The organism is Candidatus Neomarinimicrobiota bacterium (assembly GCA_018651745.1).
In the GTDB taxonomy this organism is placed as follows: domain Bacteria; phylum Fidelibacterota; class Marinisomatia; order Marinisomatales; family TCS55; genus JAAZYX01.
On the sequence record JABIDL010000041.1, the window covers coordinates 65,877 to 90,008 of the forward strand.

General features: G+C 38.3%; 26 protein-coding genes and 2 tRNA genes. 26 read left to right on the forward strand and 2 right to left on the reverse strand.

The genetic code is table 11. The features are described from left to right. Positions 1–45: 45 nt before the first annotated feature. The 14 genes from ruvB to HOD97_08235 all read left to right on the forward strand — a co-directional run bounded on the left by ruvB (position 46) and on the right by HOD97_08235 (position 9,963). Complete coding sequence (ruvB, locus tag HOD97_08170; GenBank protein ID MBT4281573.1) at positions 46–1,071, forward strand: Holliday junction branch migration DNA helicase RuvB; 1,026 nt, start codon at positions 46–48, stop codon at positions 1,069–1,071. Next, a complete protein-coding gene (queA, locus tag HOD97_08175) occupies positions 1,068–2,120 on the forward strand; it encodes a tRNA preQ1(34) S-adenosylmethionine ribosyltransferase-isomerase QueA (protein MBT4281574.1) in 1,053 nt (350 codons plus the stop codon). The genes ruvB and queA overlap by 4 nt, the downstream gene beginning before the upstream one ends. Next, the gene (ispD, locus tag HOD97_08180; protein ID MBT4281575.1) at positions 2,120–2,803 is read left to right on the forward strand and encodes a 2-C-methyl-D-erythritol 4-phosphate cytidylyltransferase; all 684 of its coding nucleotides are present in this window, start codon (positions 2,120–2,122) and stop codon (positions 2,801–2,803) included. Before queA ends, ispD begins: the two co-directional genes overlap by 1 nt. After that, the gene (locus HOD97_08185; protein ID MBT4281576.1) at positions 2,799–3,272 is read left to right on the forward strand and encodes a 2-C-methyl-D-erythritol 2,4-cyclodiphosphate synthase; all 474 of its coding nucleotides are present in this window, start codon (positions 2,799–2,801) and stop codon (positions 3,270–3,272) included. Before ispD ends, HOD97_08185 begins: the two co-directional genes overlap by 5 nt. A gap of 5 nt (positions 3,273–3,277) precedes the next feature. Continuing rightward, positions 3,278–4,117: a 4-(cytidine 5'-diphospho)-2-C-methyl-D-erythritol kinase gene (gene ispE, locus HOD97_08190; GenBank protein ID MBT4281577.1), complete on the forward strand. Its 840-nt coding sequence runs from the start codon at positions 3,278–3,280 to the stop codon at positions 4,115–4,117. Positions 4,118–4,162: 45 nt separating this feature from the next. After that, a tRNA-Ser gene (locus HOD97_08195) sits at positions 4,163–4,233 on the forward strand. Between the two features lie 4 nt (positions 4,234–4,237). Further along, positions 4,238–4,308: transfer RNA gene (locus HOD97_08200), tRNA-Gln, on the forward strand. A gap of 14 nt (positions 4,309–4,322) precedes the next feature. Continuing rightward, the gene (locus tag HOD97_08205) at positions 4,323–5,270 is read left to right on the forward strand and encodes a ribose-phosphate pyrophosphokinase (GenBank protein ID MBT4281578.1); all 948 of its coding nucleotides are present in this window, start codon (positions 4,323–4,325) and stop codon (positions 5,268–5,270) included. A gap of 14 nt (positions 5,271–5,284) precedes the next feature. Then, entirely contained in the window at positions 5,285–6,004 is a 720-nt protein-coding gene (locus HOD97_08210; protein MBT4281579.1) for a 50S ribosomal protein L25, read from the forward strand. Then, positions 6,001–6,573 carry an aminoacyl-tRNA hydrolase gene (locus HOD97_08215; GenBank protein MBT4281580.1) on the forward strand — a complete coding sequence of 191 codons (573 nt, stop codon included), beginning with the start codon at positions 6,001–6,003 and terminating at the stop codon, positions 6,571–6,573. The genes HOD97_08210 and HOD97_08215 overlap by 4 nt, the downstream gene beginning before the upstream one ends. Next, a complete protein-coding gene (locus HOD97_08220; protein ID MBT4281581.1) occupies positions 6,570–8,711 on the forward strand; it encodes a sodium-translocating pyrophosphatase in 2,142 nt (713 codons plus the stop codon). The genes HOD97_08215 and HOD97_08220 overlap by 4 nt, the downstream gene beginning before the upstream one ends. Before the next feature lie 16 nt (positions 8,712–8,727). Beyond that, positions 8,728–9,261 carry a 30S ribosomal protein S6 gene (rpsF, locus tag HOD97_08225; GenBank protein ID MBT4281582.1) on the forward strand — a complete coding sequence of 178 codons (534 nt, stop codon included), beginning with the start codon at positions 8,728–8,730 and terminating at the stop codon, positions 9,259–9,261. Positions 9,262–9,264: 3 nt separating this feature from the next. Further along, positions 9,265–9,492 carry a 30S ribosomal protein S18 gene (locus tag HOD97_08230; GenBank protein MBT4281583.1) on the forward strand — a complete coding sequence of 76 codons (228 nt, stop codon included), beginning with the start codon at positions 9,265–9,267 and terminating at the stop codon, positions 9,490–9,492. A 27-nt stretch (positions 9,493–9,519) separates the two neighbouring features. Then, positions 9,520–9,963, forward strand: coding sequence for a 50S ribosomal protein L9 (locus tag HOD97_08235; GenBank protein MBT4281584.1), 444 nt, complete (start codon positions 9,520–9,522; stop codon positions 9,961–9,963). Positions 9,964–10,029: 66 nt separating this feature from the next. Here the strand turns inward: HOD97_08235 and HOD97_08240 are convergent, their stop codons facing one another. Continuing rightward, positions 10,030–11,406, reverse strand: a complete 1,377-nt coding sequence (locus tag HOD97_08240) for a glycosyltransferase family 39 protein (protein ID MBT4281585.1) — start codon at positions 11,404–11,406, stop codon at positions 10,030–10,032. Between the two features lie 164 nt (positions 11,407–11,570). Here HOD97_08240 and priA point away from each other — a divergent pair, with 164 nt between their 5' ends. The 12 genes from priA to HOD97_08300 all read left to right on the forward strand — a co-directional run bounded on the left by priA (position 11,571) and on the right by HOD97_08300 (position 23,953). Next, on the forward strand, positions 11,571–13,799 hold the full coding sequence (gene priA, locus HOD97_08245; protein MBT4281586.1) for a primosomal protein N': 2,229 nt from the start codon (positions 11,571–11,573) through the stop codon (positions 13,797–13,799). Continuing rightward, positions 13,796–14,704, forward strand: a complete 909-nt coding sequence (locus HOD97_08250) for a hypothetical protein (protein MBT4281587.1) — start codon at positions 13,796–13,798, stop codon at positions 14,702–14,704. Before priA ends, HOD97_08250 begins: the two co-directional genes overlap by 4 nt. 52 nt (positions 14,705–14,756) lie before the next feature. Continuing rightward, on the forward strand, positions 14,757–15,878 hold the full coding sequence (locus HOD97_08255; GenBank protein ID MBT4281588.1) for an NAD(P)/FAD-dependent oxidoreductase: 1,122 nt from the start codon (positions 14,757–14,759) through the stop codon (positions 15,876–15,878). A 73-nt stretch (positions 15,879–15,951) separates the two neighbouring features. Beyond that, on the forward strand, positions 15,952–16,401 hold the full coding sequence (locus tag HOD97_08260; GenBank protein MBT4281589.1) for an Lrp/AsnC family transcriptional regulator: 450 nt from the start codon (positions 15,952–15,954) through the stop codon (positions 16,399–16,401). Positions 16,402–16,435: 34 nt separating this feature from the next. Beyond that, positions 16,436–17,446 (forward strand): glutamine synthetase, encoded by a 1,011-nt coding sequence (locus HOD97_08265; protein ID MBT4281590.1) that lies wholly within the window; start codon positions 16,436–16,438, stop codon positions 17,444–17,446. Between the two features lie 100 nt (positions 17,447–17,546). Beyond that, entirely contained in the window at positions 17,547–18,776 is a 1,230-nt protein-coding gene (locus tag HOD97_08270; protein ID MBT4281591.1) for a lipase, read from the forward strand. Positions 18,777–18,848: 72 nt separating this feature from the next. Further along, on the forward strand, positions 18,849–19,274 hold the full coding sequence (locus tag HOD97_08275) for a MarR family transcriptional regulator (protein ID MBT4281592.1): 426 nt from the start codon (positions 18,849–18,851) through the stop codon (positions 19,272–19,274). Positions 19,275–19,384: 110 nt separating this feature from the next. Next, positions 19,385–20,332 (forward strand): A/G-specific adenine glycosylase, encoded by a 948-nt coding sequence (locus HOD97_08280; GenBank protein MBT4281593.1) that lies wholly within the window; start codon positions 19,385–19,387, stop codon positions 20,330–20,332. Next, positions 20,326–21,030: a 1-acyl-sn-glycerol-3-phosphate acyltransferase gene (locus HOD97_08285; protein ID MBT4281594.1), complete on the forward strand. Its 705-nt coding sequence runs from the start codon at positions 20,326–20,328 to the stop codon at positions 21,028–21,030. Before HOD97_08280 ends, HOD97_08285 begins: the two co-directional genes overlap by 7 nt. 15 nt (positions 21,031–21,045) lie before the next feature. Continuing rightward, a complete protein-coding gene (locus tag HOD97_08290) occupies positions 21,046–21,462 on the forward strand; it encodes a DoxX family protein (GenBank protein MBT4281595.1) in 417 nt (138 codons plus the stop codon). Between the two features lie 13 nt (positions 21,463–21,475). Beyond that, complete coding sequence (locus HOD97_08295; GenBank protein ID MBT4281596.1) at positions 21,476–22,816, forward strand: C1 family peptidase; 1,341 nt, start codon at positions 21,476–21,478, stop codon at positions 22,814–22,816. A gap of 3 nt (positions 22,817–22,819) precedes the next feature. Continuing rightward, positions 22,820–23,953: an aminotransferase class V-fold PLP-dependent enzyme gene (locus HOD97_08300; GenBank protein ID MBT4281597.1), complete on the forward strand. Its 1,134-nt coding sequence runs from the start codon at positions 22,820–22,822 to the stop codon at positions 23,951–23,953. Here the strand turns inward: HOD97_08300 and HOD97_08305 are convergent. Continuing rightward, complete coding sequence (locus HOD97_08305; protein ID MBT4281598.1) at positions 23,950–24,123, reverse strand: hypothetical protein; 174 nt, start codon at positions 24,121–24,123, stop codon at positions 23,950–23,952. The genes HOD97_08300 and HOD97_08305 overlap by 4 nt on opposite strands. Between the last annotated feature and the right edge of the window lie 9 nt (positions 24,124–24,132).

Here is a 24,132-nt window from a genome sequence, read left to right on the forward strand (position 1 = left end):
CTTGACTTGCAACTATGTCCAATTCAATCATTTCCTATATAATTCATGACTGACACTTACATTACCGATCCTACTCGAATCGAAGACGATGTTGCTGTAGAATCAACACTGCGCCCTTCAAAGTTTGAAGATTTTATTGGTCAGGAAGAATTAGTATCAAGCTTAAAACTTTACATCGAAGCAGCAAATAAAAGAGGTGAATCGCTAGACCATGTGCTACTGTTTGGGCCTCCCGGTCTCGGAAAAACAACTTTGGCAAATATAATATCCCGCGAACTTTCATCGGAATTAAAACTATCTTCCGGACCAGTACTTGAGCGTGCTGGAGATCTTGCGGGAATGCTTACAAATCTTCAACATCGGGATGTTTTTTTTATTGATGAAATCCACAGGTTGAATTCCGTAGTGGAAGAATATATGTATTCTGCAATGGAAGATTATCGAATTGAGATCATGATTGATAAAGGCCCAAGCGCCAGAAGCGTTCAGTTAAATTTGGAGCCTTTTACACTTGTTGGAGCAACGACTCGCCTGGGGAATATCACTTCCCCACTCAGAGATAGGTTTGGTGTTGTGCTTCGGGTGGATTATTATGATCATGATTCTCTATTTCAAATTGTAAATCGTTCAGCTGGAATACTAGAAGTGGATGTGGATGAAGATGGAGCCAAAGAAATTGGCAAAAGATCGCGCGGGACCCCCCGAATCGCAAACCGTATTTTACGTCGAACTCGCGACTATGCGGAAGTCAAAGCTGATGGTAAAATCACTCTTGATGTTGCAAAAAATTCTCTTGAATCGATGGGAATTGATGAAAATGGACTGGATGATATGGATAGAAAAATATTATCAACTCTTATAGAAAAATTTCAAGGTGGACCAGTTGGCGGCAGCTCATTGTCTGTAGCAATTGGCGAAGATGCAACCACCATTGAGGACGTGTACGAACCCTATTTAATAAAAGAAGGATTTATTCAACGGACATCCCGTGGGCGCATTGCCCAAGAGCGGGCGTTTAAGTTGTTGGGTAAACCTCTATCTAAAAAACAACAGGAAAGGTTATTTGAATGATTAGTAAAAAGAAGAAGTTTAAACTAACGGATTTTGATTATCAACTACCCAAAAAATATATCGCTCAATATCCGGAGAAAAGGCGAGATCAGTCAAAATTGATGGTTGTACACCGAGACACGGGTGAAATTGAACATAAATTATTCAGCAACCTTGTTTCATATACACGCAAAAATGATTTACTGATTACCAACAATACTCAGGTTTTTCCTGCGCGCCTTTTTGCCAGCAAAGATAGAACGGAAGCAAAAGTTGAAGTGTTTCTTTTAAGAGAGCTTGAAAATGATCTTTGGGAAGTGATGGTGCGTCCGGCAAGAAAAGTTAGAATCGGGAATAAATTGATGTTTACCAAAAAATTCCACTGCGATGTTATTGATAATACAGTTTCTGGTGGCCGAGTAGTAAGATTTGAATATGACGGAGATCATATTTACAATATTATTGACCGAGTTGGCATTTCACCCCTTCCACCCTATATTACGAGAGACCCGGAACCAATGGATAAAAAACGGTATCAAACTGTTTTCGCCAAAGAGCGCGGTGCTGTTGCGGCGCCAACGGCGGGGTTGCATTTTACCCAAGGGTTATTGAATCGGTTTGAAAAGAAAGGTGTAAAACATGCGAATGTAACACTTCATATTGGCTTAGGAACATTTCGACCAGTTCAAGTGGAAGATTTGAACCGACATCAGATGGATTCGGAATACTTTGAGGTTACACCGAAGACCGCACTCAAAATCAATGAAACAAAAAAGAAGCGCAGACGAGTATTTGCTGTTGGGACGTCAACAGTTCGTGCACTTGAAACAGTCGTTGTGTCGGGATTCCAAATTACTCCTAAGCGCGGTTGGACGGACAAATTCATCTATCCACCGTACGACTTTAAAATGGTAGATGGTATGGTCACTAATTTTCATCAGCCCAAAAGCACCCTTATTATGATGGTATCAGCTTTTGCCGGACGTGATCTTATTATGAAAGCCTATCGGGAAGCTAAAAAGAACGATTATCGCTTTTTGAGCTATGGCGATGCGATGCTTATTATCTAATGGTTTTTCCGGGTAAAGTGGGTGCTGTAATCCCGGCGGCAGGATCTGGGAAACGATTTGGCGAAAAGAAACAGTTCAAACAACTTGGTCGCCGACCACTTCTTTATAAAACTCTTAAACCGTTTCTTGATTGTGATCTTGTCAGAGAAGTCGCAGTGGTTGTTCCCGAAGAAGATGTTGTTCAGATTCATCGCGAAATAAAATCAATTTCAAGCGCAACTAATTTATTTGTTGTGGCTGGTGGCAACTTGCGACAAAATTCTGTTCAAAGTGGCATTTTGGCCCTTTCTGAGGATTGTAGCTTAATCTGTATTCACGATTGTGCCCGTCCGTTTGTTACTGAGGAAATGATTATTAGCACTATCAATGGATGCGAAGATACTGATGGATGTATTATTGCTGAGCCCTCAATAGATACTGTTAAAAAAATTCAAAATGGATTTGTTGAAAAAACATTAGATCGAAAATATATATGGCTTGCCCAAACTCCACAAACTTTTCATAGAGATATTTTAATTAAGGCTCTTGAAAACGCACAGAATAATGAGATTATCGCTACCGACGAATCTTCATTAGTTGAGCGTATTGGTGGTAAGGTAAAAGTAATTGAAGGATTGCCTGGAAATAAAAAGATTACAAACCAACTGGATTGGAAAATTCTTGAGGCAGGAATCATTGATTAAATCTGGAATAGGATTTGATGTTCATGCCTTAGCCGATGGCGAAACCTTTATTATTGGCGGGGTAGATATTAAATCGGAAAAAGGTTCAGTTGGCCACTCGGACGGCGATGCTCTTATTCATGCGATTGTAGATGCTATTCTAGGTGCTGCCGGGTTGGGAGATATTGGGAATTTGTTCCCCAGTAAAGACGATCGGTGGAAAAATGTTGATAGTAAGCAGTTCCTTTCACGCACTTTGAAAGAAATAGAAAAATCAAGCTTAGAAATCGTTCATATAGATAGCACAATCATCCTAGAAAAACCAAATTTAGCCGAATATATTCCGCAGATGCGTTATCAAATTGCCTATACTTTAAGGGTTGATGAAACTTCGGTGTCTGTGAAAGCAACTACCACAGACAAACTAGGGATTATCGGCAAAGGAGAAGGTGTCGCTGCTATGGCCATTGCCACCCTCTCTTCAATCTGATCATTATGAATTCCTTGTCATTCCTAGCTCGCGCCAAGGTTAACATTGGTTTAAAAATCCTCAGGCGACGCGAAGATGGCTATCACACCATTTCTACTCTTTTCCAAGAAATGGATTTTCATGATACAATACACATCAGCATGGAAAGCTCAGCCTTTTCGCTTACCACAAATTCCCCATCAATCCCGACTGACGAAACCAACATTTGCTACAAAGCATGGAAAACTCTAAAGGATACATATCCAAAGGTTGGTGGTATTTCAATTTATATTGATAAGCAAATTCCTGTAGGATCGGGTCTTGGTGGCGGATCGTCTAACGCAGCAGCTGTTGTGAAGGGGTTGAATAAACTATATCATATTGGATTGACCAAAGAAAACCTAAATAAATTGGCAGTAAAGATTGGGTCCGATGTCCCCTTTTTTATTTGTGGTGGAACTCAGGTTGGTGATGGAGTTGGTGAAAAACTTACTCCTATTCAACAGAAGATTAGAGGGACATATCTTTTAGTTGTTCCATCATTTACAATCAGTACATCTTGGGCATATGGGCAAGTTAAAAACTCATTGGAGAACAAGAATCAGACAACTAACTTCGCCGACCTTTTAGAAAGGGAACCTATTCCTTTCAAGCTGTTTGAGAATGAATTCGAAGATGTGGTAATTCCTGCATATCCAGAAATTGGCGACATTAAATCCAGAATGATAGCGTCTGGTGCAGTGTTTGCGAGTTTGTCGGGTAGCGGTTCGACTGTGTTTGGAATTTTCAGCGACGAAACTTTAGCATTAGAAGCGGATCGAAAGTTCAAACCACAGTATCGTACTGTTCTCACCCACCCAGTTTAATATCCAGATTATCAGAATTTTTCATCTTCATTAAGTAGGGCCTATTGGGATATTATTTGATGGAAAAATCCGGATTGCTAGTCCGGCTAATGGTGGTTCGAATCCACTCTTCCCAACTATTGCCGGGTCGTCTAAGGGCAGGACCGCGGCCTTTGACGCCGTTAATCTTGGTTCGAATCCAAGCCCGGCAACTAAAGAAAACATTATGAGTGAAAGAAAACTAAAAATATTTTCAGGACGTAGCAATCCCGAACTTGCTAAGGGCATTGCCGATCAACTGAATCTGTCACTTGGCGATATTTCTATAAAAAATTTCGCAGATGGTGAACTCTGGATAAAATTTGAAGAGAATATTCGTGGAGATGATGTTTTCATTATTCAATCCACAAATTCTCCAGCGCAAAACATTCTTGAGCTTACGTTAATGCTGGATGCTGCTGTGAGAGCTTCTGCCCAACGAGTTACAGCAGTCGTTCCATATTTTGGTTATGGGAGGCAAGACAGAAAAGACCAGCCAAGAGTTCCTATTTCTTCGCGTGTATTGGTAGATATGTTTACGGCCGCAGGCGCCAATCGATTAATTTCAATGGATTTACATTCCACACAAATCCAGGGGTTTGCTTCTATTCCTTTTGATCATTTATACAGCCGAATGGTTCTTTTAGAGGAAATAAAAAAATTAGAATTAGAAAAGGACAACTGTGTTGTGCTTGCTCCTGACGTTGGGTCTGCTTTGATGAGTCAGGCATATGCCAAGAGATTGGGGATGCACTTCGCTTTGATTGAGAAGAGACGATATGAACATAACCGAGCCGAGGTTACTCATTTAATTGGCGATTTAAAAGACAGACATGTTTTAATCATTGATGATATGATAGACACAGCGGGCACGACGGTCAATGCGGCTACCGCAGCAAAAGAAAATGGCGCAAAATCTGTTACTGCGATTGCAACGCATGCCATTTTATCGGGTCCAGCAGTTGAAAGAATTAAAGAGTCAAATATTTCTAACCTTATTGTAACGGATACTTTAGAAATACCTGAAGACAAAAAAATGGAACAAATGAAAATAATCACAGTCTCCCAAATATTTGGGCAGGCAATTCAACGAATTCACACAGGCGAATCGGTCAGTGCCCTGTTTGAATTTTAAAAAGGAGCGATCTCATGGCCAATTATACTGAATTAGATCTTGAAATACGTGAAACACTTGGAAGCGTAGCATCGAAAACGCTTCGATCTGAAGGAAAAATTCCTGCGAATTTTTATTTTCATGGCGAGGATAACCAAAACCTCGTTTTAGACAAAGGGGTTTTTCATAAAGCCATTCAAAGTGGAAGTCATATATTTGAGGTTGAACTTGAAGGCAGAAAACGGCACGTTATGGTTAAATCAGTGCAATATCATCCCGTGACTGAAGAAATAATACATATTGATCTTCAGGGTGTCCATATGAGCGAAAAAATTGGTATTTCAATCCCAATTATACTTGAAGGAGAATCCCTAGGAGTAAAAGATGGTGGTGGTGTTCTTATGCAAAATTTGTCTACTTTGGACATTCAATGCCTTCCGTCAGACGTGCCGGAGAATGTAGTTATGGATATAACTGATTTGGACATCAACCAAAACTTTACTGTCAATGATATTTCGCTGGGAGATGAGATCGAAATTATTAATCCCGGAGATACTACAGTTGTAACAATTCAACCTCCGGTCACCGAAGTTGAACTCGAACTTCCGGAAGAAGAACTCGCAGAAGGTGAAGAACCCGAGGATGGTGAAGATGTTGTTGATGGTGAAAAGGTCAAAGAAGGAGATGACCCGAGCGAAAGAGCTTCCAAGCAAGAATTTTCTGATGATAAAAAGGAAGCTAAAGAGAAGCCATGATCGCCTTTGTAGGGCTTGGGAATCCTGGAAATGAATATGCAGACACAAAACATAATGCAGGCTTTTGGGTGGTGGATGAATTGTCCAGGCGTTGGGGTTGTCGGTTTTCACCGGGCATCGGGGATTACGTATATGCAGAATCTAAAAAATTCGATTCGTTACTTATGAAGCCTACCACTGGAATGAATGTAAGCGGAGGCGCTGTGAACCACTTTGTCAGTGAATTTGGCATGTCTATTTCTGATTTACACATTGTTGTGGATGATGTTGATTTGCCGCTTGGTACAATCCGAATCCGCCCCAAAGGTGGCGATGGTTGTCATAGGGGCATGGAATCTGTGATTTATAGCTTAGGGATCACAAATTTTCCTCGGCTGAGAATTGGCGTGGCAGCGAGCGACCAAAAACGTCCCGCTGAATCGTATGTGTTAAAAGCTTTCAGAAACAAGGATTTACTTGATGCAGCCGAATCAGTTCAAATCGCAGCTGATGCAGCAGAATCAATTATTCGTAATGGAATTAATAACACAATGAACCATTATAACTCAAAAAAGAAAGATGAAGCATGATTAATGTAACTCAATATTTATGGGCCGTTATTGGTGCCGGTGTTTTGGCGCTAATATATTCAGCGTGGAAAACAAGTTGGATTTCTAAGCAGGATGAAGGCACAGATCGAATGAAACAAATCGGATCCAATATAGCGGAAGGCGCAATGTCATTCTTGAAGGCTGAATATAGAGTGTTAGCTATATTTGTGCTGGTGGTTGCGCTTTTACTAGGGTATGCAAATGCAGGAAGAGAAGGGTCTAGTATATTGATTGCCCTTTCTTTTGGCGTTGGCGCTCTAGCATCGGGATTTGCCGGATTCCTCGGAATGAGAGTTGCAACAAAAGCAAATAATAGAACTACCCATGCTGCACGTACAGGCCTTGCTCCTGCGCTAAATGTGGCGTTTACCGGCGGATCGGTTATGGGTCTTTCGGTTGTGGGATTAGGCGTAATTGGTTTGGCAGGATTATTCACATTTTATCAATTTTATTTCGATGCAGATTATCCAAGGATATTAACCGTTATTTCCGGATTCTCTTTAGGCGCATCCTCGATTGCGCTTTTCGCCCGCGTTGGTGGTGGTATTTATACAAAAGCAGCAGATGTAGGTGCGGACTTAGTTGGGAAGGTAGAAGCTGGGATTCCTGAAGATCACCCACTAAACCCGGCTACAATTGCAGATAATGTTGGTGATAATGTTGGCGATGTGGCAGGTATGGGAGCAGATTTATTTGAATCATATGTTGGTTCTATTGTTGGTTCAATGGTTTTGGGCGCGAGCATTTTAGTAGCAGATAGTTTCAATCTGAATTTTGTTATTCTGCCGCTTCTCATAGCGGGGTCGGGGATTTTGGTATCAATTATCGGAACTTTTATGGTTTCAGTTAAAGAAGGTGGAAACCCTCAAAAAGCTTTGAATATTGGTGAGTTTGGTTCATCGGCCATCATGGTTGGCGTAATGTACTTTTTAATTACATCCTTGTTGCCGGAATCCTATTCACTAAATGGTGACTATACTAACCTTGGCGTCTTTTGGGCATCAACTATTGGACTTGCTGCCGGTCTTGGTATTGGAATGATTACAGAACATTATACTGGTACCGGGACGTCGCCAGTTAGATCTATAACAGAACAATCTATGACAGGATCTGCAACAAACATTATTGCCGGACTCGGAGTTGGAATGCAATCGACAGCAGTTCCAATTTTAATTTTAGCATCGGCTATTATGGGTGCTCATTATTTTGCAGGATTGTATGGAATTGCAATGGCGGCACTAGGTATGCTTGCCAATACAGGAATTCAATTGGCGATTGATGCATATGGCCCCATTTCTGATAATGCAGGCGGTATTGCCGAAATGGCCGGTTTACCCGAAGAGGTTCGTGAAAGAACTGATAAATTGGATGCGGTTGGAAATACAACGGCCGCAATCGGTAAAGGATTCGCAATCGGTTCTGCTGCTTTAACCGCATTGGCTCTGTTTGCCGCATTCATGGTGCAAAGTGGAATAAAATCTATTGATATTTCCAATCCCATGGTGATGGCCGGTTTGTTTGTAGGCGGAATGCTGCCGTTCCTTTTTTCATCAATGGCAATGGGCGCCGTCGGTCGAGCAGCGATGGCAATGATCGAAGAAGTTCGTCGACAATTTAGAGACATTCCAGAACTTAAAGCGGCATTAGAAATACTGGATAAAGGTGATGAATCATCTTGGTCCGAAGAGGATAAAGCAACCTATGAGGCCGGACTTGATAAAGCTGAGCACGGAAAATGTGTTGAAATATCAACTCAATCTGCGATAAAAGAAATGGTGCTTCCTGGAATTCTTGCAATTTCATCTCCGGTAGTAGTTGGTTTTACTTTTGGCGCAGAAACTTTAGGAGGTTTACTTGCCGGGGTGACAGTGACCGGAGTGTTAATGGCAATCTTTCAATCCAATGCCGGCGGTGCCTGGGACAATGCAAAGAAAATGATTGAAGAAGGTGTGGAAGTAAATGGTGTAATGCTGAAAAAAGGATCGGACGCGCATAAAGCAGCTGTTGTTGGCGATACCGTTGGTGATCCATTCAAAGATACATCGGGACCATCGCTTAATATTTTAATAAAACTTATGTCTGTGGTGTCATTGGTTATTGCACCACTAATTGCCTAAAAATCAGGAGCAATATATGAAATACTATGAAACCCTATATATCCTGAATCCGAATTATGAGGAACAAAGGATTCAAGATATCATTGGGGATGTAAATAAAGAAGCCGAAAAAATAAAATATTCGGTTATAAATCATCGAGTTTGGGGGAAAAAGAAACTTTCGTTCTCTATTTCAAAACAAAAATATGGTACCTTTATTTTACTTCAGTTCGAAACAACAGATTCATCTACATTAATTGAATTAGAAACTTATATCAAACTGAACAAGAATATAATGAGGTCTCAAACAGTAAAGCTGGATGAAAGGCCGGAAGTTTATCTTGAGGAAACCCGAAAAGATGATGTTGGGCAATCAATAGATGAAGATTCGAAGAGCGATGTTGAGTCTCAAGAAAAATCCGAATCTGATGAAGTTGCCGATCCAGAACCGGAAAAGGAAACTGAATACTCAGATTCAGAAGAGGATTCTATAAAAATTTCTAAACCCGAACTCGAATCCAAAGAAACTCAGGAAGATAGTCCCGAAGATGAAGAAAAAGAGGAGGAATAACAAATGGCATTTGTAAGTCGCAGAAAGATTTGTTTTTTTAAAGAAAACAACATTACAAAAGTTGATTATAAAGATGTAAAATTGTTAAAACAGTTTATCAATGATCAAGGGAAAATTATGCCTAGGCGCGTAACTGGCACATCAGCAAAAATGCACCGCAAGGTTGTTCGAGCGATAAAACGCGCCCGTAACATCGCTTTAATGCCCTATACAAATATTAGTGAAAATTAAATCTGGAAAAACCGGAAGGATATAATTATGGAAGTCATTTTATTAGACGATGTAGAACCACTTGGCGAAGCTGGTGATATCATTACTGTTAAACCAGGGCATGCAAGAAATTTTCTTTTCCCACGAGGTCTTGCCGTTAGGTCCTCAAAAAGAAATCGTGCGTTGTCCGATGAGAAAAAACGGGTGTCGGAAGCAAGAAAACTCAGAGAGGTTGAAAAATATTCACATCTAGCAGATCAGGTAAAAAAGACAGAAATCACAATAGAAGTTCAAGTAGGTGAAGAGGAAAAAATATTTGGCTCTGTTACAACATTAGATATTCACAAAGCAGTGTCGGATAAAGGAATTAACATCGACAAAGGATCAATTGTATTGGACGAACCCATAAAAGCACTTGGGATTTATCATATCCCCGTAAAAATTACCACCGACTTAGAATCTGAAATCAAACTGTATGTTATAAAATCTTAATATAAGACAATTGGTAATCTATAAATCCCTGTGAAGCTTTAAGCATCACAGGGATTTTTGTATTATTTAATGAATTTTTCCTTTATATCCAGCGGCAAGCCAGAAAGTGTATTGTCTAAGTACCGACCCTCCCCGTTTAGATTCAAAAGAGTTTAATTTTGTAATTGTTTGAAAATAATCTTTCAACGCTCCCGGGTATTGTTTCCCTTTCCAAATAAGTAACAAATCTTTATTGACGAGCATAGAATCAGGGTACAAAAATGAATATAAAGTTTCATGGTAATTGATTGACAAACATACTGCCTCAAGCTTTGGTTTTAAATACACATTAATCATAGAAGGAACTTGGAAATTATTTGATGCAATCCGCCATTCGCGATCGCCCAACTGATCCTTAAAATATAATTTCAATTCGTCGTCAAAGCTGGAGTAATAATAATATCTATTGGTGATATCGTTTTTCCCATGAACGGGTAGAAAAGGTAAATAGGTTTGAATTGTTATTATTCCTATAAGAATTAGCGAGTATATAATTTGGAAATAAAACTGTTTTCTATATTGTATCCAGTTTTGACCAAAGATGATTCCGCAGACAAAAAATCCACCAAAAAATACAGGCGCAGGCCAATTTACTTCCATTCGGGAAAAGAACGAGTGTACAAGAAAATAGATTAAAGGGATTATGCCAACCAGAGAAAAATAAAACACCGCATCCGAATTTTTCTTTCTTTCTTTGTGTTTTAAGCAAATCTCAAAAGGTTTGGTAATAGCATAAAAAAATAAAACTGGTCCCACCAGAATGAATAACCCAGTCCACAATTCTAAAAAAGTTCCCCACCCTCCTTTCCCAGAAACATGAGCACCTTGATATGCAAAAAATGCCCAGCCATTTTGAGCATTCCAAAAAATAAATGGGCTGAATACAATAATAGCAAATAAAAATGATAAATAATATCGAGAGTCTTTTAAAAATTCTCTTTTTCTAGAATTTAAAATAGGGTATAAAGCAATCGCAATGGCTGGAAAGAGAGCAGATATTTTTGACAAGAGAGCAAATCCCAAAAGTATGCCACCGGGAATCAGGTATTTTGGATCTTTGTGGTACGCTTTGAAATAGGTAATAATTGTAATAATTGTAAAAAAAGCAAGTGGAGCATCAGGAGTAATTATAATTCCATTGGTGTGGAATAAAATATTGGCAGTTACTAGTAATGATAAAATAATGCCAGTTCGTTTTGAGAAATATTTTTTTCCGAATTCATAAAGAATCCACCCTAACCCCGAAAGCATTAACACCGCCCCAATGCGTACACCAAATCCATTCTCCCCAAAAAGGCTGGTGAAAGTCCAGATTACAATTCCAACAATTGGTCCATGGTCAATATAACCCGGAGATAGGTGGCGCGCATACATTGTGTAATAAGCCTCATCGTCAATAATCATTGTGGTTCCGATAAATATTAATCTCAGAATAATCAAAGCAAGCGATAACATTAAAAAAATGATCTGTTTATTATTATTTAACATAGTTTTTTTATATAATTATTGCGCAAGAATATAAAGAATCTATTGCCACTAGGCGAACCTCTCCTCTATTTTCAATCATCATGTTTGTTGATGTTGCCTTCCCAATTTCAAGCTACCGGGTATTTACCTATCGCGTCCCAGCCTCAATATCTGGTTCCATCGCTGTAGGTTCCAGAGTAAAAGCCCCATTAGGCCGAAGAACAGCTCAGGGAATTGTTGTAAATATGCGGAAGAAAACCAAATTTAAGGGACGAATCAGAGAAATTAATTATCTTGTGGATGAACAGCCGATCCTAAATGAATCCCTATGGAAACTTATTACATGGATCAGCGATTATTATCTTGTTCCTATTGGAAAGGCAGCAACCGCCGTACTTCCATCCCGCTATTCTACGCAGGTAAAACCCAAAGTCAATAAAACCGTCATGCTTAAAAAATCACCAGATATTTCTTTGGTAACAGAGCGAGCGACTTCTCAGAAAAATGTTCTTCAATATTTATCTCATAAGATAACCCCCATATATATTCATGAATTGAATGCAGTAGTAAAAAACCCACACCAAGTGTGCACAAGACTCGCAGAAATTGGATTAGTGGATATAGGTGAAGAATCAATGTTACCTGCTGCTACGGGATTTTTAGATGAACCTATTTTTAAAAAAATCAATTTCAACGATGATCAAAAAGAAGTTATTAATCAACTATCAAACTCTATAGATTTGAAGGAATTCAACCCATATTTATTGCATGGAGTAACAGGCAGTGGAAAAACTGAAATTTATATCGAGGCCGCCCGCAAAGTTTTAGCTAAGGGTAAATCTGTTATTATTCTTCTACCGGAAATTTCATTAACTCCACAAATAGCCGGTCGATTCAGAGCCGCCTTTGGCGATACAGTAACTTTATGGCATTCGAAATTAGGACAATCAGAACGCTCATGGATTTGGAAGCGAGTTTGTTTAGGCGAATGTAAGGTGATAGTGGGCGCGAGAAGCGCCGTCTTTATGCCAGTGAAAGATTTGGGTCTAATTGTATTGGATGAGGAACAGGAATCATCCTTTAAACAAGAATCTCCCGATCCGCGTTATCATGCTAGAGAAGTGGCATTAATGCGGGGGAAAATTCATAAATGTGTGGTTTTATTATCCAGCGCAACGCCTAGCCTTGAAAGCTATTACAATGAAATCGTAGGCAAGATTAATCCATTAAGTTTACCCAGAAGATTTGGTGGTGCTAAGTATCCATTGGTGCATGTAGTTGATATGAATCTTGAAGCTGAAGAAGTAGGAAATCCACGATATATTTTTTCATCTCTCTTGCAGGGAAAGATTCAAGAGCGACTTGATAAGAATGAGCAGGTGATATTATTACAAAACCGTCGTGGGCATTCGCCAGTGGTAAGGTGCCTAGATTGCGGACACACGGAAATGTGCCCTCATTGTGAAGTAACCTTGACTTACCATAAACAAGGGAATACTCTGAAATGCCATTTATGTGGTTTGATTCAGTCTCCGCCGCCAAACCAGTGTAAAAATTGTTCCAGCGATCTGTTACAGCTTTCCGGAATTGGAACTCAGCGCGTGGAAGATTTGGTAAAAAGTACTTTTCCGTCAGCTAATGTTGAACGAATGGATATAGATTCTGCACGCTCGGCGAAAGATATAAGTCAGACGCTGTCAAAATTTGGCAAAGGTGACATTGATATTTTATTAGGTACGCAAATGATTGCCAAGGGGCTAGATTTTGAAAAAGCAACTTTGGTTGGAATCATTAATGCGGACACTGGTTTGTATCTTCCGGATTTTCGTGCAGGAGAAAGAGTATTCCAGTTAATATACCAAGCCTCTGGTCGTGCGGGAAGAAGAAAAAAACAAGGCGAAGTTGTGATCCAAACCTATGACAAAGAAAACCCGGTTATTAAGGCGGCATCAAAGCTCGATTTAAAGAAATACTATAATGTATTGCTTAGTGAAAGAAAATCTCTGAATTATCCTCCATTCAGCTGGATTGCAAAAGTAGAATTTTCCGGTAAGTCGAAACAAAATGTAGAAAAAGTCAGTCAAAAAGTCAGCAAAGTATTTCCGCATTCTTTTAAGGGTTTGGATATACTCGGTCCTGCATATTGTTATCGGGAACGCATTCGAGATAATTGGCGTATGCAGATAGTATTTAAATCAAATAAAGACAAAGATGCATCAGGAAAAAAACTACACACCTTTCTTCGGAAGGGATTAAATATTGATGATATGAAACAGAATCAAAAGGGTGTCCGAATTACCATTGATATCAATCCAGTATCATTATTATGAGATTGAAATCGACAGCTATATTTCTTGTTTTGATCCACGTATCTTTTGCCCAGGTTTCATTCCCCGGAATGGATCTGTGGTTTCATCCGCAAACATTGGCGATGGCTGGTGGTGGAGAGTGTATACAATCCTTAGAGTCTGATCGGTTTAATCCTGCTGTCATTCGATCCGATGGACGGTTATTTTCAATCGGTATCATTAGCTATCCGGGAGATATTATAGCAGAGTCAGTTTCAATTCTTCTTCCAAGAAAATCCCGAACAATATCTGTTAGTTTAAGACATTTCGGATATGGAATTTTTGAAGGGAAAGATAATAATAATATTTCCACAGAAAATTACATGTCGTCAGATTCTTGGCTAAGTGCTTCATCTACATGGTCTGATACTAGTAAAATATATGCCACAGGACTAAATGCCGGAATCTTCATTAGCAATTTGGAAAAATATCAAGCTGTAGTATTGACAATGGGTTTGGGAATTTTAATAACACTTCCAAATGATTTAGGCAAGATATCAGCAACCATACAAAATGGAGGAATGCCGATTGATCATTATACCGGCGTAGAGGAAAACTTGCCAATTCGCATATCTTTTGGTGGGGCAAGAAAACTAGCCTACCTTCCACTAGAGTTAGCTCTAGACGCTATTTATTATCCGGGAGAAAATTCTACTAGAGCACATTTGAGCGGAGTTGTTGATTTTCCCTATCATTTTCAACTAAGATTAGGCACAACAAGCATGAAGCTAAACCAGCAAACAACCTACGGTGTTATGAGAGATTTTTTTGCAGATACCGGATTTGGATTATCTTATTCTTTTAGCGAATATTCATTTGATCTTGGTACGTATATGTATGGCAATGGTGGTTGGGCCTCGGGATTGGGGTTTGGGTTGAAGTTTTAATGAATGATATGAATACGAGTTCCAAAACATTTGAGAATAAGCAAAGTATCTAATGACTGCTGATTATAAAATTGTAATAATTGGTGCCGGAGTTGTCGGATTGGCAATAGCTAGAGCTTTGGCCAAAAAGGGTGAATCGTCTGTTTTGATCTTAGAGAAAGAAGATAGTTTTGGTCATGGCACCTCCAGCAGGAATAGCGAAGTGATTCATTCCGGACTCTATTATCCGGATGGTTCTTTAAAGGCCTCATATTGTGTGAGGGCAAATAAACAGTTGTATCAATTTTGTGATGAAGAAAGTATATGGTATAATAAATGTGGGAAATTAGTGATTTCCCAAAAAGGACAGAATGCAGAATTAAAGAAATTATTTGAGCAAGGTCGTCGAAATGGTGTTGATGGGATGCGGATGATTGGTAAGCAAGAAATTGTCTCTCTAGAACCGAATATTGATGCAGAATCAGCAATTTTTATTGAATCAACAGGAATTATTTCAGCTCACGAACTCATGTCTGCATTTAAAAGAATTTCTACAAACGCAAATCATGATTTGTTATACATGAGCACGGTAAATAAGGTCATTCATAATGATAAAATATTTTCAATCACCGTTGGTCAGAATGGGTCAACCGAAGATCTCGTTACAGCCAATTGGGTTATCAATGCTGCAGGTCTTTACAGCGCTGAAATTTCAAAAATGGTGATGGATGCCAATACTCCGAAGTTACAATATTCTAAAGGTGAATATTTTAAATTATCATCAAAATGGCGATCTGCATTTTCGCATTTGGTGTATCCCCTCCCAGACAAAGAACACGATTCGCTTGGAATTCATTTAAGTTTTGATAAATCTGGAATGGCGAAACTGGGACCAAGCGCCACTTGGCTGAGTGACTTTGCTGAAGAATATGAAGTTGACTCTAATCTGAAAAAAATGTTTTTTAATGAAGCCAATAAATACATTCCCGATCTAAAGATAGATCAAATATCTCCTGATTTTTCTGGAATACGACCAAAATATTTTCATCCAAATCAAGCTCATGCAGAATTTTATATTCGCCATGAATATGAAGCTGGGTTGGAAGGATGGATTAATTTGATTGGGATAGATTCTCCCGGCCTTACATCCGCGATTTCGATCGGCGAAGATGTAGCTGGTTGGGTAATTAACTAAAATAATAAGGTAAACATGATATAAATATTAAATAAATATTGTATTACTATAAAATATAACATTAATATTCGGAATGATTGACGCCAAGGATATTAGTATTTTATCACTTTTACAATCCAATTCAAGAATGACTGCTAGTGAAATCGCTGAGTCTGTAGGGATGTCTGTCCCCGCTGTAACTGAAAGAATTAAAAAGCTGACTGAAGCCGAAATCATTCAAAAGTTTTCAGCGAAATTGGATGCTAAAAAATTGGGATTTGACTTATCGGCATTTATTGCAGTTGTAAGTTCCTCATCCGATCATTATGAAGATATTATTAGTGAGTCTATAAAAAACCCTTCTGTGATGGAATGCCACTCTGTTACAGGTGATGGAAGTCATTTATTAAAAGTTAGAGTGAAAAGCTCGACTGGGCTTGAGAAATTACTGCGGGACATTCAGGCTTGGCCCGGAGTGATCCGCACTCACACATCTGTAGTGATGAGCACTTACAAAGAAGGTTTCACCTTAAAATTATCGTAAAAACCTACCTACAACCAATAAAGGAGATCAAACCATGTCTAAAGTAAAAGCAGAATACATTTGGATTGACGGGCACCAACCAACATCCAAATTGAGATCAAAAACCAAAATCATTGAGGGACCTATTTCATCTTTAAAGCAAATCCCGGAATGGGGGTTTGATGGATCAAGCACCATGCAAGCCGAAGGACGCAACAGTGACTGTATGTTGCTGCCGGTTTGTTTTATTCCGGATCCGATTAGGGAAGGTGATGATATATTAGTTATGAATGAAGTCCTAAATGCAGATGGCACGGTGCATAAATCGAATTCGCGAGCTGAACTTTCTGAAATTGCCGATAAGTATAATGATCATGAGCCATGGTTTGGGATTGAACAGGAATTCACATTTTTTGTTGGGAGATCTCCACTTGGTTGGCCCGATGGTGGATATCCCGCTCCACAAGGTCCATTTTATTGTGGCGTTGGAGCTGACGAAGTATTTGGTCGTGAAATTGTAGAAGATCATATGGATGCATGTGTAAGAGCAGGAATTGGATTATCGGGTATTAATGCTGAAGTGATGCCTGGACAATGGGAATTTCAGGTTGGGCCACTTGGGGCGTTGGAAGTTTCAGATCAGCTTTGGCTCTCCCGTTGGCTTTTATATCGAATTGCAGAAGACTACGGTGTGAATGCGACACTTCATCCCAAACCTGTAAAAGGTGACTGGAATGGTGCGGGTGCGCATACGAATTTCAGCACAAAAGCAATGCGAGAGAAAGGTGGTATAAAAGTAATTGAAACTGCTTGTGAAGCTTTGGGTAAAAGACACGAGGAACACATTGCAGTGTATGGTGCTCATAATGAGGAAAGGCTAACCGGACTCCACGAAACCTGTTCTATCCATGAATTTCGATATGGAGTAAGCGATCGAGGTGCTTCGGTACGCATTCCAATGGCGACGGCGAATGATGGTTATGGATATTTAGAGGATCGCCGTCCTTCGGCAAATATGGATCCTTACGAAGTATGCAAAATGTTGATTGAAACCTGTTGTTCTTAAAATTCCCTATCAATTAACACATTAAATAAAAGCCTTTTGCAAGGATTTTATTTTATCCAACAAATGAACAAATAATCGCTGTAATAGTATAAATTTGATTATGAACAATAATCGGTTTTATCTAGCTGTTATGTTTTCTTTCTTCTTGCTCCAATCCGTTGGGATTTCAAAAGACGAAAACAATTATCCAATCATTCTAGTTCACGGATTTATGGGATGGGGGCGTGATGAAATGGCTGGATACCGATATTGGGGAGGAAAGTTTGATATTGAAGAATATCTAACGGAAAACGGGTTTGAAGTATATACGACCTCTATAGGTCCGGTTTCGTCGAATTGGGATCGGGCTATTGAATTATTTTATCAAATAAAAGGAGGGCAAGTTGATTATGGTAAAGCGCACTCTGATAAATTCGGAATTACTCAAAAACCCAGTGTTAAAAAATTCCCAGGACTTTATCCAGAATGGGATTCCGATCACCCGATACATTTAATTGGACATAGTATGGGCGGGCAAACGGTTAGGATGTTACTTTATCAATTAACGCACTCAATTTATTCAGACTCTCTTGATATTATTCTCGAAGAAAGCGATTTGTTGGGTGAGGAACATTCAGATTGGGTTCGGTCGATCACTTCGATTTCAACTCCACACGATGGAACTACGTTGAGTAATATTGTTACTAGTACTGCTCCCCTTTTACAAGATATTATTGTCCTCGCATCAGCTGTTGGAAACGATTTTTACGAGTTTGATCTTGAGCAGTGGAAATTTAATAAGTCAGCGGATGAAATATGGATTGATTATTTTAGAAGGATGCGAGAGCATCCAGCTTGGAAAACAAAAAATATCTGTTCTTGGGATGCAAGTATTAATGGAGCAAAAGAATTGAATACATTATTAACGGTAGAGAAAAATGTTTACTATTTCTCATTTTCTTCATCTTCAACTTCTTTGGACTCTACAACTGGATTTCATGTACCAACTGACAATATGCCGTTTATACTTCGAGGATATGCTAGATCAATGGGTAAAAAGGTTGATTACTGGGATGATGGTTCTCATACGGATTCCACTTGGTATGAAAATGATGGAATTGTAAATACAATTTCTATGCGTAGCCCCACAACAGGACTTCAGGGACCAGATCCGGTTGTGGATTATCGTGAAAGTCGGGAATTAATTCCCGGGCAGTGGAATTTTATGGGCACTATTCCGGTTGATCACAGAAAACCGGTTGGTCATTTTTTATCGGGTAATTATTCGATAAAAGAAGTATTTAAGTTGTATAAAGATCATTGCACTTTGCTTTATTCAATCCCGAAGTAATGGATAGAAATAATATATTATTTCCCCAATCTAATGATTATAGAATTCTGTTATTATTTGTAATATACAACTATGGAATTTGGTGAATTACTAAAAGATTTCTTCTTAGATCTTCAATCGCTCTTTAGGAGTCGAATTAGCAAAGGATCTATAACCCTTCCCCAGGTATTATTGATATCAATTATTCCAGATGATGGAATTGATATGTCGTCGTTAGCCAAAAAACTTGGTGTAGATAACTCTACTGCTACACGATTGGTAGATAAAATTATCGAGAATCAATGGGTTAAAAGGAAAAAAAGTAAAATTGATGGGCGCGTAACCTTAATTATCCTTACTGATAAAGGTGAAGAATTACAGAACGAAATAGAATCAAGGATAGATACATTAGGGGATGAAATGGAATTTATTATACCACTTGAAAACCGTGATCAATATAAAAACATTTTGTCATCCTTTCATTGGCAAGTTTCAAAATTATTATTAAAAGAACAATAAGTATGTATAATACAAATATTAAAAATCTTTTAACTTGGTATTCTAGAAATAGACGAGAAATGCCATGGAGAAAAACCCAAGACCCTTATAAAATATGGATTTCTGAAATAATGCTACAGCAAACACAGGTAAAAACAGTCATTCCGTATTATAAAAAATGGATAAAAAAATACCCAACAATTAACCATGTTGTTTGCGCATCAGAAAAGACTTTACTCAAATCTTGGGAAGGATTAGGATATTACCGACGGTGCAGAAATTTTCATACAGCATCAAAAATTGTAGAAAACAAGTTTGATGGTATTCCACCATCAGACTATCAAATTTTTAAATCTCTTCCGGGAGTGGGAGATTATACTGCCTCTGCTGTTATGTCAATATGCTTTAATGAATTTTATCCGGTTTTAGACGCTAATGTAAAACGCGTACTAGCTAGAATTATGAAAATCAAAAAATTTACAGCAAAAAATATAATTAGAATCAAAAAGACTCTAGATTTGTGGATTTCAGCAGTAAATAATCCCGGCGATTTCAATCAGGCAATGATGGAATTAGGAAGTCAAATATGTATTCCCAAAAAACCGAATTGTCTAAATTGTCCACTGTCTGATCTATGTTTAGCTTTTATAACCAAAAGTCCGGAAAAATATCCTGCTCAGTTAAAACTTAAAAAAATTCCCACTTACGATGTTAGCGTAGGCATTATTTGGGATAATGATAAGTTTTATATACAACGTCGGGAAAATAAATTGCATCTAGGTGGAATGTGGGAACTTCCCGGCGGGAAAAGAAAATTAAATGAAAGGTTGGATACCACGGTGGCAAGAGAAATTCAGGAAGAATGCAACATCAAAGTGATTGTGAAAAGTCAAGCCGGGTTTGTAAAACATCAATATACACATTTTAAAATTAATTTATCTGCCTACCATTGTAATTTATCAAACGGGAATTCTATTCCAATTACAAAAAATACAAAATGGATTAAACAAAAAGACATAAATTCTTTCCCTTTTCCGAAAGCAACACTTAAGATATTTGATCAATCATTATCATGTTGAAGACTCTTATTTCTCTTTTACTTTGGCCGTTGGTAGGAATAATATTTATTCTGTTTTTTTCATTTTATTTGCTCCTTCTGCTTTTCATCCCAGTAAAAAAACTGCATCCAATAGTAAAAGGCGGCTCAAAATTAATGATGTTTTGTGCCGGCCAAAAATTAAATGTTAAAGGGACCCCCCCCAAAAAAACAGGGGAACCTTATCTTTATTTATTTAATCATGAATCCATGTTCGATCATTTTATGTTGGTAAGCGCAGTGGATCATTATATCTCTGGTGTTGGAAAAGAGTCTCAGTTTTCTTGGCCGATTTGGGGTTTTTTGATTAAAAAATATGGTGCAATACCCATTCAAAGGTCCAATTTGACTAGCGCAATTGAAAGTTTAAGTCTAGCGGAAAAAGAAATAAAAAAAGGAATTTCATTTATTATTTCACCAGAAGGAACAAGAACGTTAAGTGGATCAATGGGTCCCTTCAAAAAAGGAGCTTTTCATGTCGCTAAAAATACTGGCGTAACTATTATCCCAACGGGGATTATTGGCGCATATAAAGCAAAGAAAAAATATGATTGGCATTTATACCCCGGAACTTTAACTGTGAATTTTGGTGATCCTATATATTCAGGTGATTACAAAGATTTAACAGTTGAAAACCTAAGAGATCTTGTAAAAGAAAAAATAACTAACCTGATTTCCTAATTCTAAAATTATTTTATGATACCATTTTTAACATTTGATCTCACCATTCTGATGCTATCCCAATCTTTAATTGGAATGTTTATAGCGATTGCACTTATTCAATCCGGGATTGATAAAATATTCGATAGAAAAGGAAATATTGCTTGGCTCGAAGATCATTTTAAGAACTCTATCCTTAGAGGAACGGTGCCGATTACTTTAAGTATTATAACTTTTCTTGAATTGTTCGGAGGTGGTCTTTGTTTATGTGGAGCAATTCTTTATCTATTGAATTATAGTAGCGATTATTTAATCCTTGGTTTCATTATTTCAGGAATAAACTTCATGGTTCTATTTTTTGGCCAAAGAGTTGCAAAAGATTACGAAGGTGCAGCGGTTTTAGTTGGATATTTTATTTTAACCATACTTGGATTGCTTTCATTCACAAAATAAATAAGGAAAAAAAATGAGCGAAAAGATTCTATTAAAGAATATTAAAGAATATCAAAAGTCATCAGATATTTCTCCAACGGTAAAATTAGCACGGAACGTTTCCGTCCGAGGAGAAATTATTGACCTTGCCATGGACTGGGAAGCGTTTAGAAAAATTGATCATTCTTTTTCAGAAATGGTAAGTGGGCAAATGCCTATTACTAATCAAAAATCAAGCGGACGTTGTTGGGGATTTGCCGGGTTGAACCTTTTCAGGATCTATTTGGGGCGTAAATACAATCTCAAACAGTTCGAATTCAGTCAAAATTATTTTATGTTTTTTGATAAGTTAGAAAAGTCGAATTATTTTTTAGAAAGTATCATTCGATGCGCAGATGAACCTTGGGATAGTCGTTTGGTAATGCATTTACTAGATGATCCAATTCAAGACGGCGGACAATGGCACATGTTTGTAAATCTGATTCATAAATATGGAGTTGTACCGCAGACAGAAATGCCGGAAAGTTATCAAAGTAGTAAATCTATGCGTATGAACCGAATGATCGCTAGAAAGTTGAGGGAGTTTGCAAAATCCCTTAGAGATTCACACGCTAAGGGGAATACAATAAAAGAGTTGAGGAAAATCAAAAAGGAAATGCTTGGGTCTATTTTTCAAATTCTTACTATCAGCTTAGGATCGCCTCCCGCGTCGTTTGATTGGCAGATTAGAGATAAAGATAAGAAATTTCATCGGTTTGAAAAGTTAACTCCAAAAACATTCTTTAAGGATCACGTAGGATTAAATTTAACAGATTATGTGTGCCTAATCAATTGTCCCATGTCTGACAAATCTTACAATGAGGTTTATACTGTCGACTATCTTGGGAATGTTATAGAAGGCGACATCATTCGTTATTTAAATCTATCATCAAATGAATTAAAAACAGTCGCTGTTAAATCCATCCAAGATGACAATCCTGTTTGGTTTGGCTGTGACGTTGGGAAACATTTTCACAGGAATTTGGGTGTGATGGACATGGATTTGTTTGATTTTAATCTCTTTTACGGAATGGATTTCCCTATGACAAAAGCTGACCGATTGGAATATGGAGACAGCGCCATGACACATGCGATGGTCTTCACCGGTGTAGATTTAGATGGCAAGGGTCGTGCAAAAAAATGGCGAGTGGAAAATTCTTGGGGTGATAAACGAGGAGATAAAGGTTACGATATTATGACGGACTCATGGTTTGATGAGTACAATTATGAAGTTGTTGTGCATAAGGATTATCTTTCGAAGGATCATTACTCTTTGTACCAGAAAGACCCAATAAGTCTTCCACCGTGGGATCCAATGGGCGCTCTGGCGCGATAGCATTTGAAGGATCAATATCTTTTAAAATCTAACGTGGTTTTTCTAAACCACGGATCATTTGGTGCCTGCCCTAAGCCCGTATTTGCAGCATATCAGAATTGGCAGAAAAAACTAGAGAGCCAGCCTGTTCAGTTTTTCGAAAAAGATATTTATTACTATCTGAAACAAGCCCGAGCCGATCTTGGGAATTTCATTGGTTGTGAAGCTGCTGATGTTATTTTTATCCGCAACCCCACGACAGCAATCAATACCATTATCCGCAGTTTAAATTTCGATCCGGGATATGAAGTGCTATCCACTGATCATGAATACGGGGCATTGATTAGAGCCTGGGAATGGTATCAAGAAGAAAAAGGGTATCAATTTATTCAACAGGAAATTATCCTACCCGTAATCTCACATGATTTATTTGTGGAACGTTTTTGGGAAGGTGTAACTCCTCGAACAAAAATAATATTTATAAGTCAAATTACAAGTCCGACCGGATTGATTTTTCCCGTTAATGAGATATGTAAAAGAGCACGGTCTGAAGGAATCCTAACTATAATAGATGGCGCCCATGTCCCCGGGCATATTCCATTAATCCTAAAAGGAATGAAACCGGATGTGTATACAGGCGCCTGCCATAAATGGCTGAGCGCACCCAAGGGATCGACCTTTTTCTATGTAGAAAAAAATCTTCAAAAAGATATTAAACCACTGATCATAAGTTGGGGAAAAGACATGGATCCCTCCTCATCACCGTTTGTTTATGAAAATCAATATCAGGGGACTGGGGATCCAAGTGCATTTTTGGCTGTGTCTGATGCTATTAAGTTCCAGCAGAACAATAATTGGGAATCTGTTAAAAAAATATGCCGAGATTTAACGCGATTAACTCGTGACCGGATTTGTGAGGTCATTCATTCAAATCCAATTTGCCCAAATTCGGAGGAATGGCTTGGCCAGATGGCAAGTGTGGAAGTTCCAAATGTTAACAGCTTAAATCTTAAAAACGAACTGATGTCAAAATACAATATTGAAATACCTGTTTTTACTTGGAAAAATAAAAATTATCTCAGGGTTTCGTTTAATGCTTACAATGATGAAACAGATGCAGATAAATTGGTATCTGCATTACAACAATTGTTGGCCTAAAATTCCAAAATCATCCCACCTATTGGCATTGTTGTATATTGCCAACTCATTACTTTTGATCCATCTTCGATATAAACATATTCATTGGGGTTGGGTCGGTTCAAAATATTTATAATATCCCAAAATGCTACAAGATTTACTTTCTTAAAATTAAACCGCTGTTGAATCATAATATCCAA

Bases quoted from the DNA above. Each gene is read 5' to 3' on its own strand.
- ruvB (MBT4281573.1), top strand. From the start codon at position 46: ATGACTGACACTTACATTACCGATCCTACTCGAATCGAAGACGATGTT.
- queA (MBT4281574.1), top strand. From the start codon at position 1,068: ATGATTAGTAAAAAGAAGAAGTTTAAACTAACGGATTTTGATTATCAA.
- ispD (MBT4281575.1), top strand. From the start codon at position 2,120: ATGGTTTTTCCGGGTAAAGTGGGTGCTGTAATCCCGGCGGCAGGATCT.
- ispE (MBT4281577.1), top strand. From the start codon at position 3,278: ATGAATTCCTTGTCATTCCTAGCTCGCGCCAAGGTTAACATTGGTTTA.
- HOD97_08205 (MBT4281578.1), top strand. From the start codon at position 4,323: ATGAGTGAAAGAAAACTAAAAATATTTTCAGGACGTAGCAATCCCGAA.
- HOD97_08210 (MBT4281579.1), top strand. From the start codon at position 5,285: ATGGCCAATTATACTGAATTAGATCTTGAAATACGTGAAACACTTGGA.
- HOD97_08215 (MBT4281580.1), top strand. From the start codon at position 6,001: ATGATCGCCTTTGTAGGGCTTGGGAATCCTGGAAATGAATATGCAGAC.
- HOD97_08220 (MBT4281581.1), top strand. From the start codon at position 6,570: ATGATTAATGTAACTCAATATTTATGGGCCGTTATTGGTGCCGGTGTT.
- rpsF (MBT4281582.1), top strand. From the start codon at position 8,728: ATGAAATACTATGAAACCCTATATATCCTGAATCCGAATTATGAGGAA.
- HOD97_08230 (MBT4281583.1), top strand. From the start codon at position 9,265: ATGGCATTTGTAAGTCGCAGAAAGATTTGTTTTTTTAAAGAAAACAAC.
- HOD97_08235 (MBT4281584.1), top strand. From the start codon at position 9,520: ATGGAAGTCATTTTATTAGACGATGTAGAACCACTTGGCGAAGCTGGT.
- HOD97_08240 (MBT4281585.1), bottom strand. From the start codon at position 11,406: ATGATTATTGACGATGAGGCTTATTACACAATGTATGCGCGCCACCTA.
- priA (MBT4281586.1), top strand. From the start codon at position 11,571: ATGTTTGTTGATGTTGCCTTCCCAATTTCAAGCTACCGGGTATTTACC.
- HOD97_08250 (MBT4281587.1), top strand. From the start codon at position 13,796: ATGAGATTGAAATCGACAGCTATATTTCTTGTTTTGATCCACGTATCT.
- HOD97_08255 (MBT4281588.1), top strand. From the start codon at position 14,757: ATGACTGCTGATTATAAAATTGTAATAATTGGTGCCGGAGTTGTCGGA.
- HOD97_08260 (MBT4281589.1), top strand. From the start codon at position 15,952: ATGATTGACGCCAAGGATATTAGTATTTTATCACTTTTACAATCCAAT.
- HOD97_08265 (MBT4281590.1), top strand. From the start codon at position 16,436: ATGTCTAAAGTAAAAGCAGAATACATTTGGATTGACGGGCACCAACCA.
- HOD97_08270 (MBT4281591.1), top strand. From the start codon at position 17,547: ATGAACAATAATCGGTTTTATCTAGCTGTTATGTTTTCTTTCTTCTTG.
- HOD97_08275 (MBT4281592.1), top strand. From the start codon at position 18,849: ATGGAATTTGGTGAATTACTAAAAGATTTCTTCTTAGATCTTCAATCG.
- HOD97_08280 (MBT4281593.1), top strand. From the start codon at position 19,385: ATGCTACAGCAAACACAGGTAAAAACAGTCATTCCGTATTATAAAAAA.
- HOD97_08285 (MBT4281594.1), top strand. From the start codon at position 20,326: ATGTTGAAGACTCTTATTTCTCTTTTACTTTGGCCGTTGGTAGGAATA.
- HOD97_08290 (MBT4281595.1), top strand. From the start codon at position 21,046: ATGATACCATTTTTAACATTTGATCTCACCATTCTGATGCTATCCCAA.
- HOD97_08295 (MBT4281596.1), top strand. From the start codon at position 21,476: ATGAGCGAAAAGATTCTATTAAAGAATATTAAAGAATATCAAAAGTCA.
- HOD97_08305 (MBT4281598.1), bottom strand. From the start codon at position 24,123: ATGATTCAACAGCGGTTTAATTTTAAGAAAGTAAATCTTGTAGCATTT.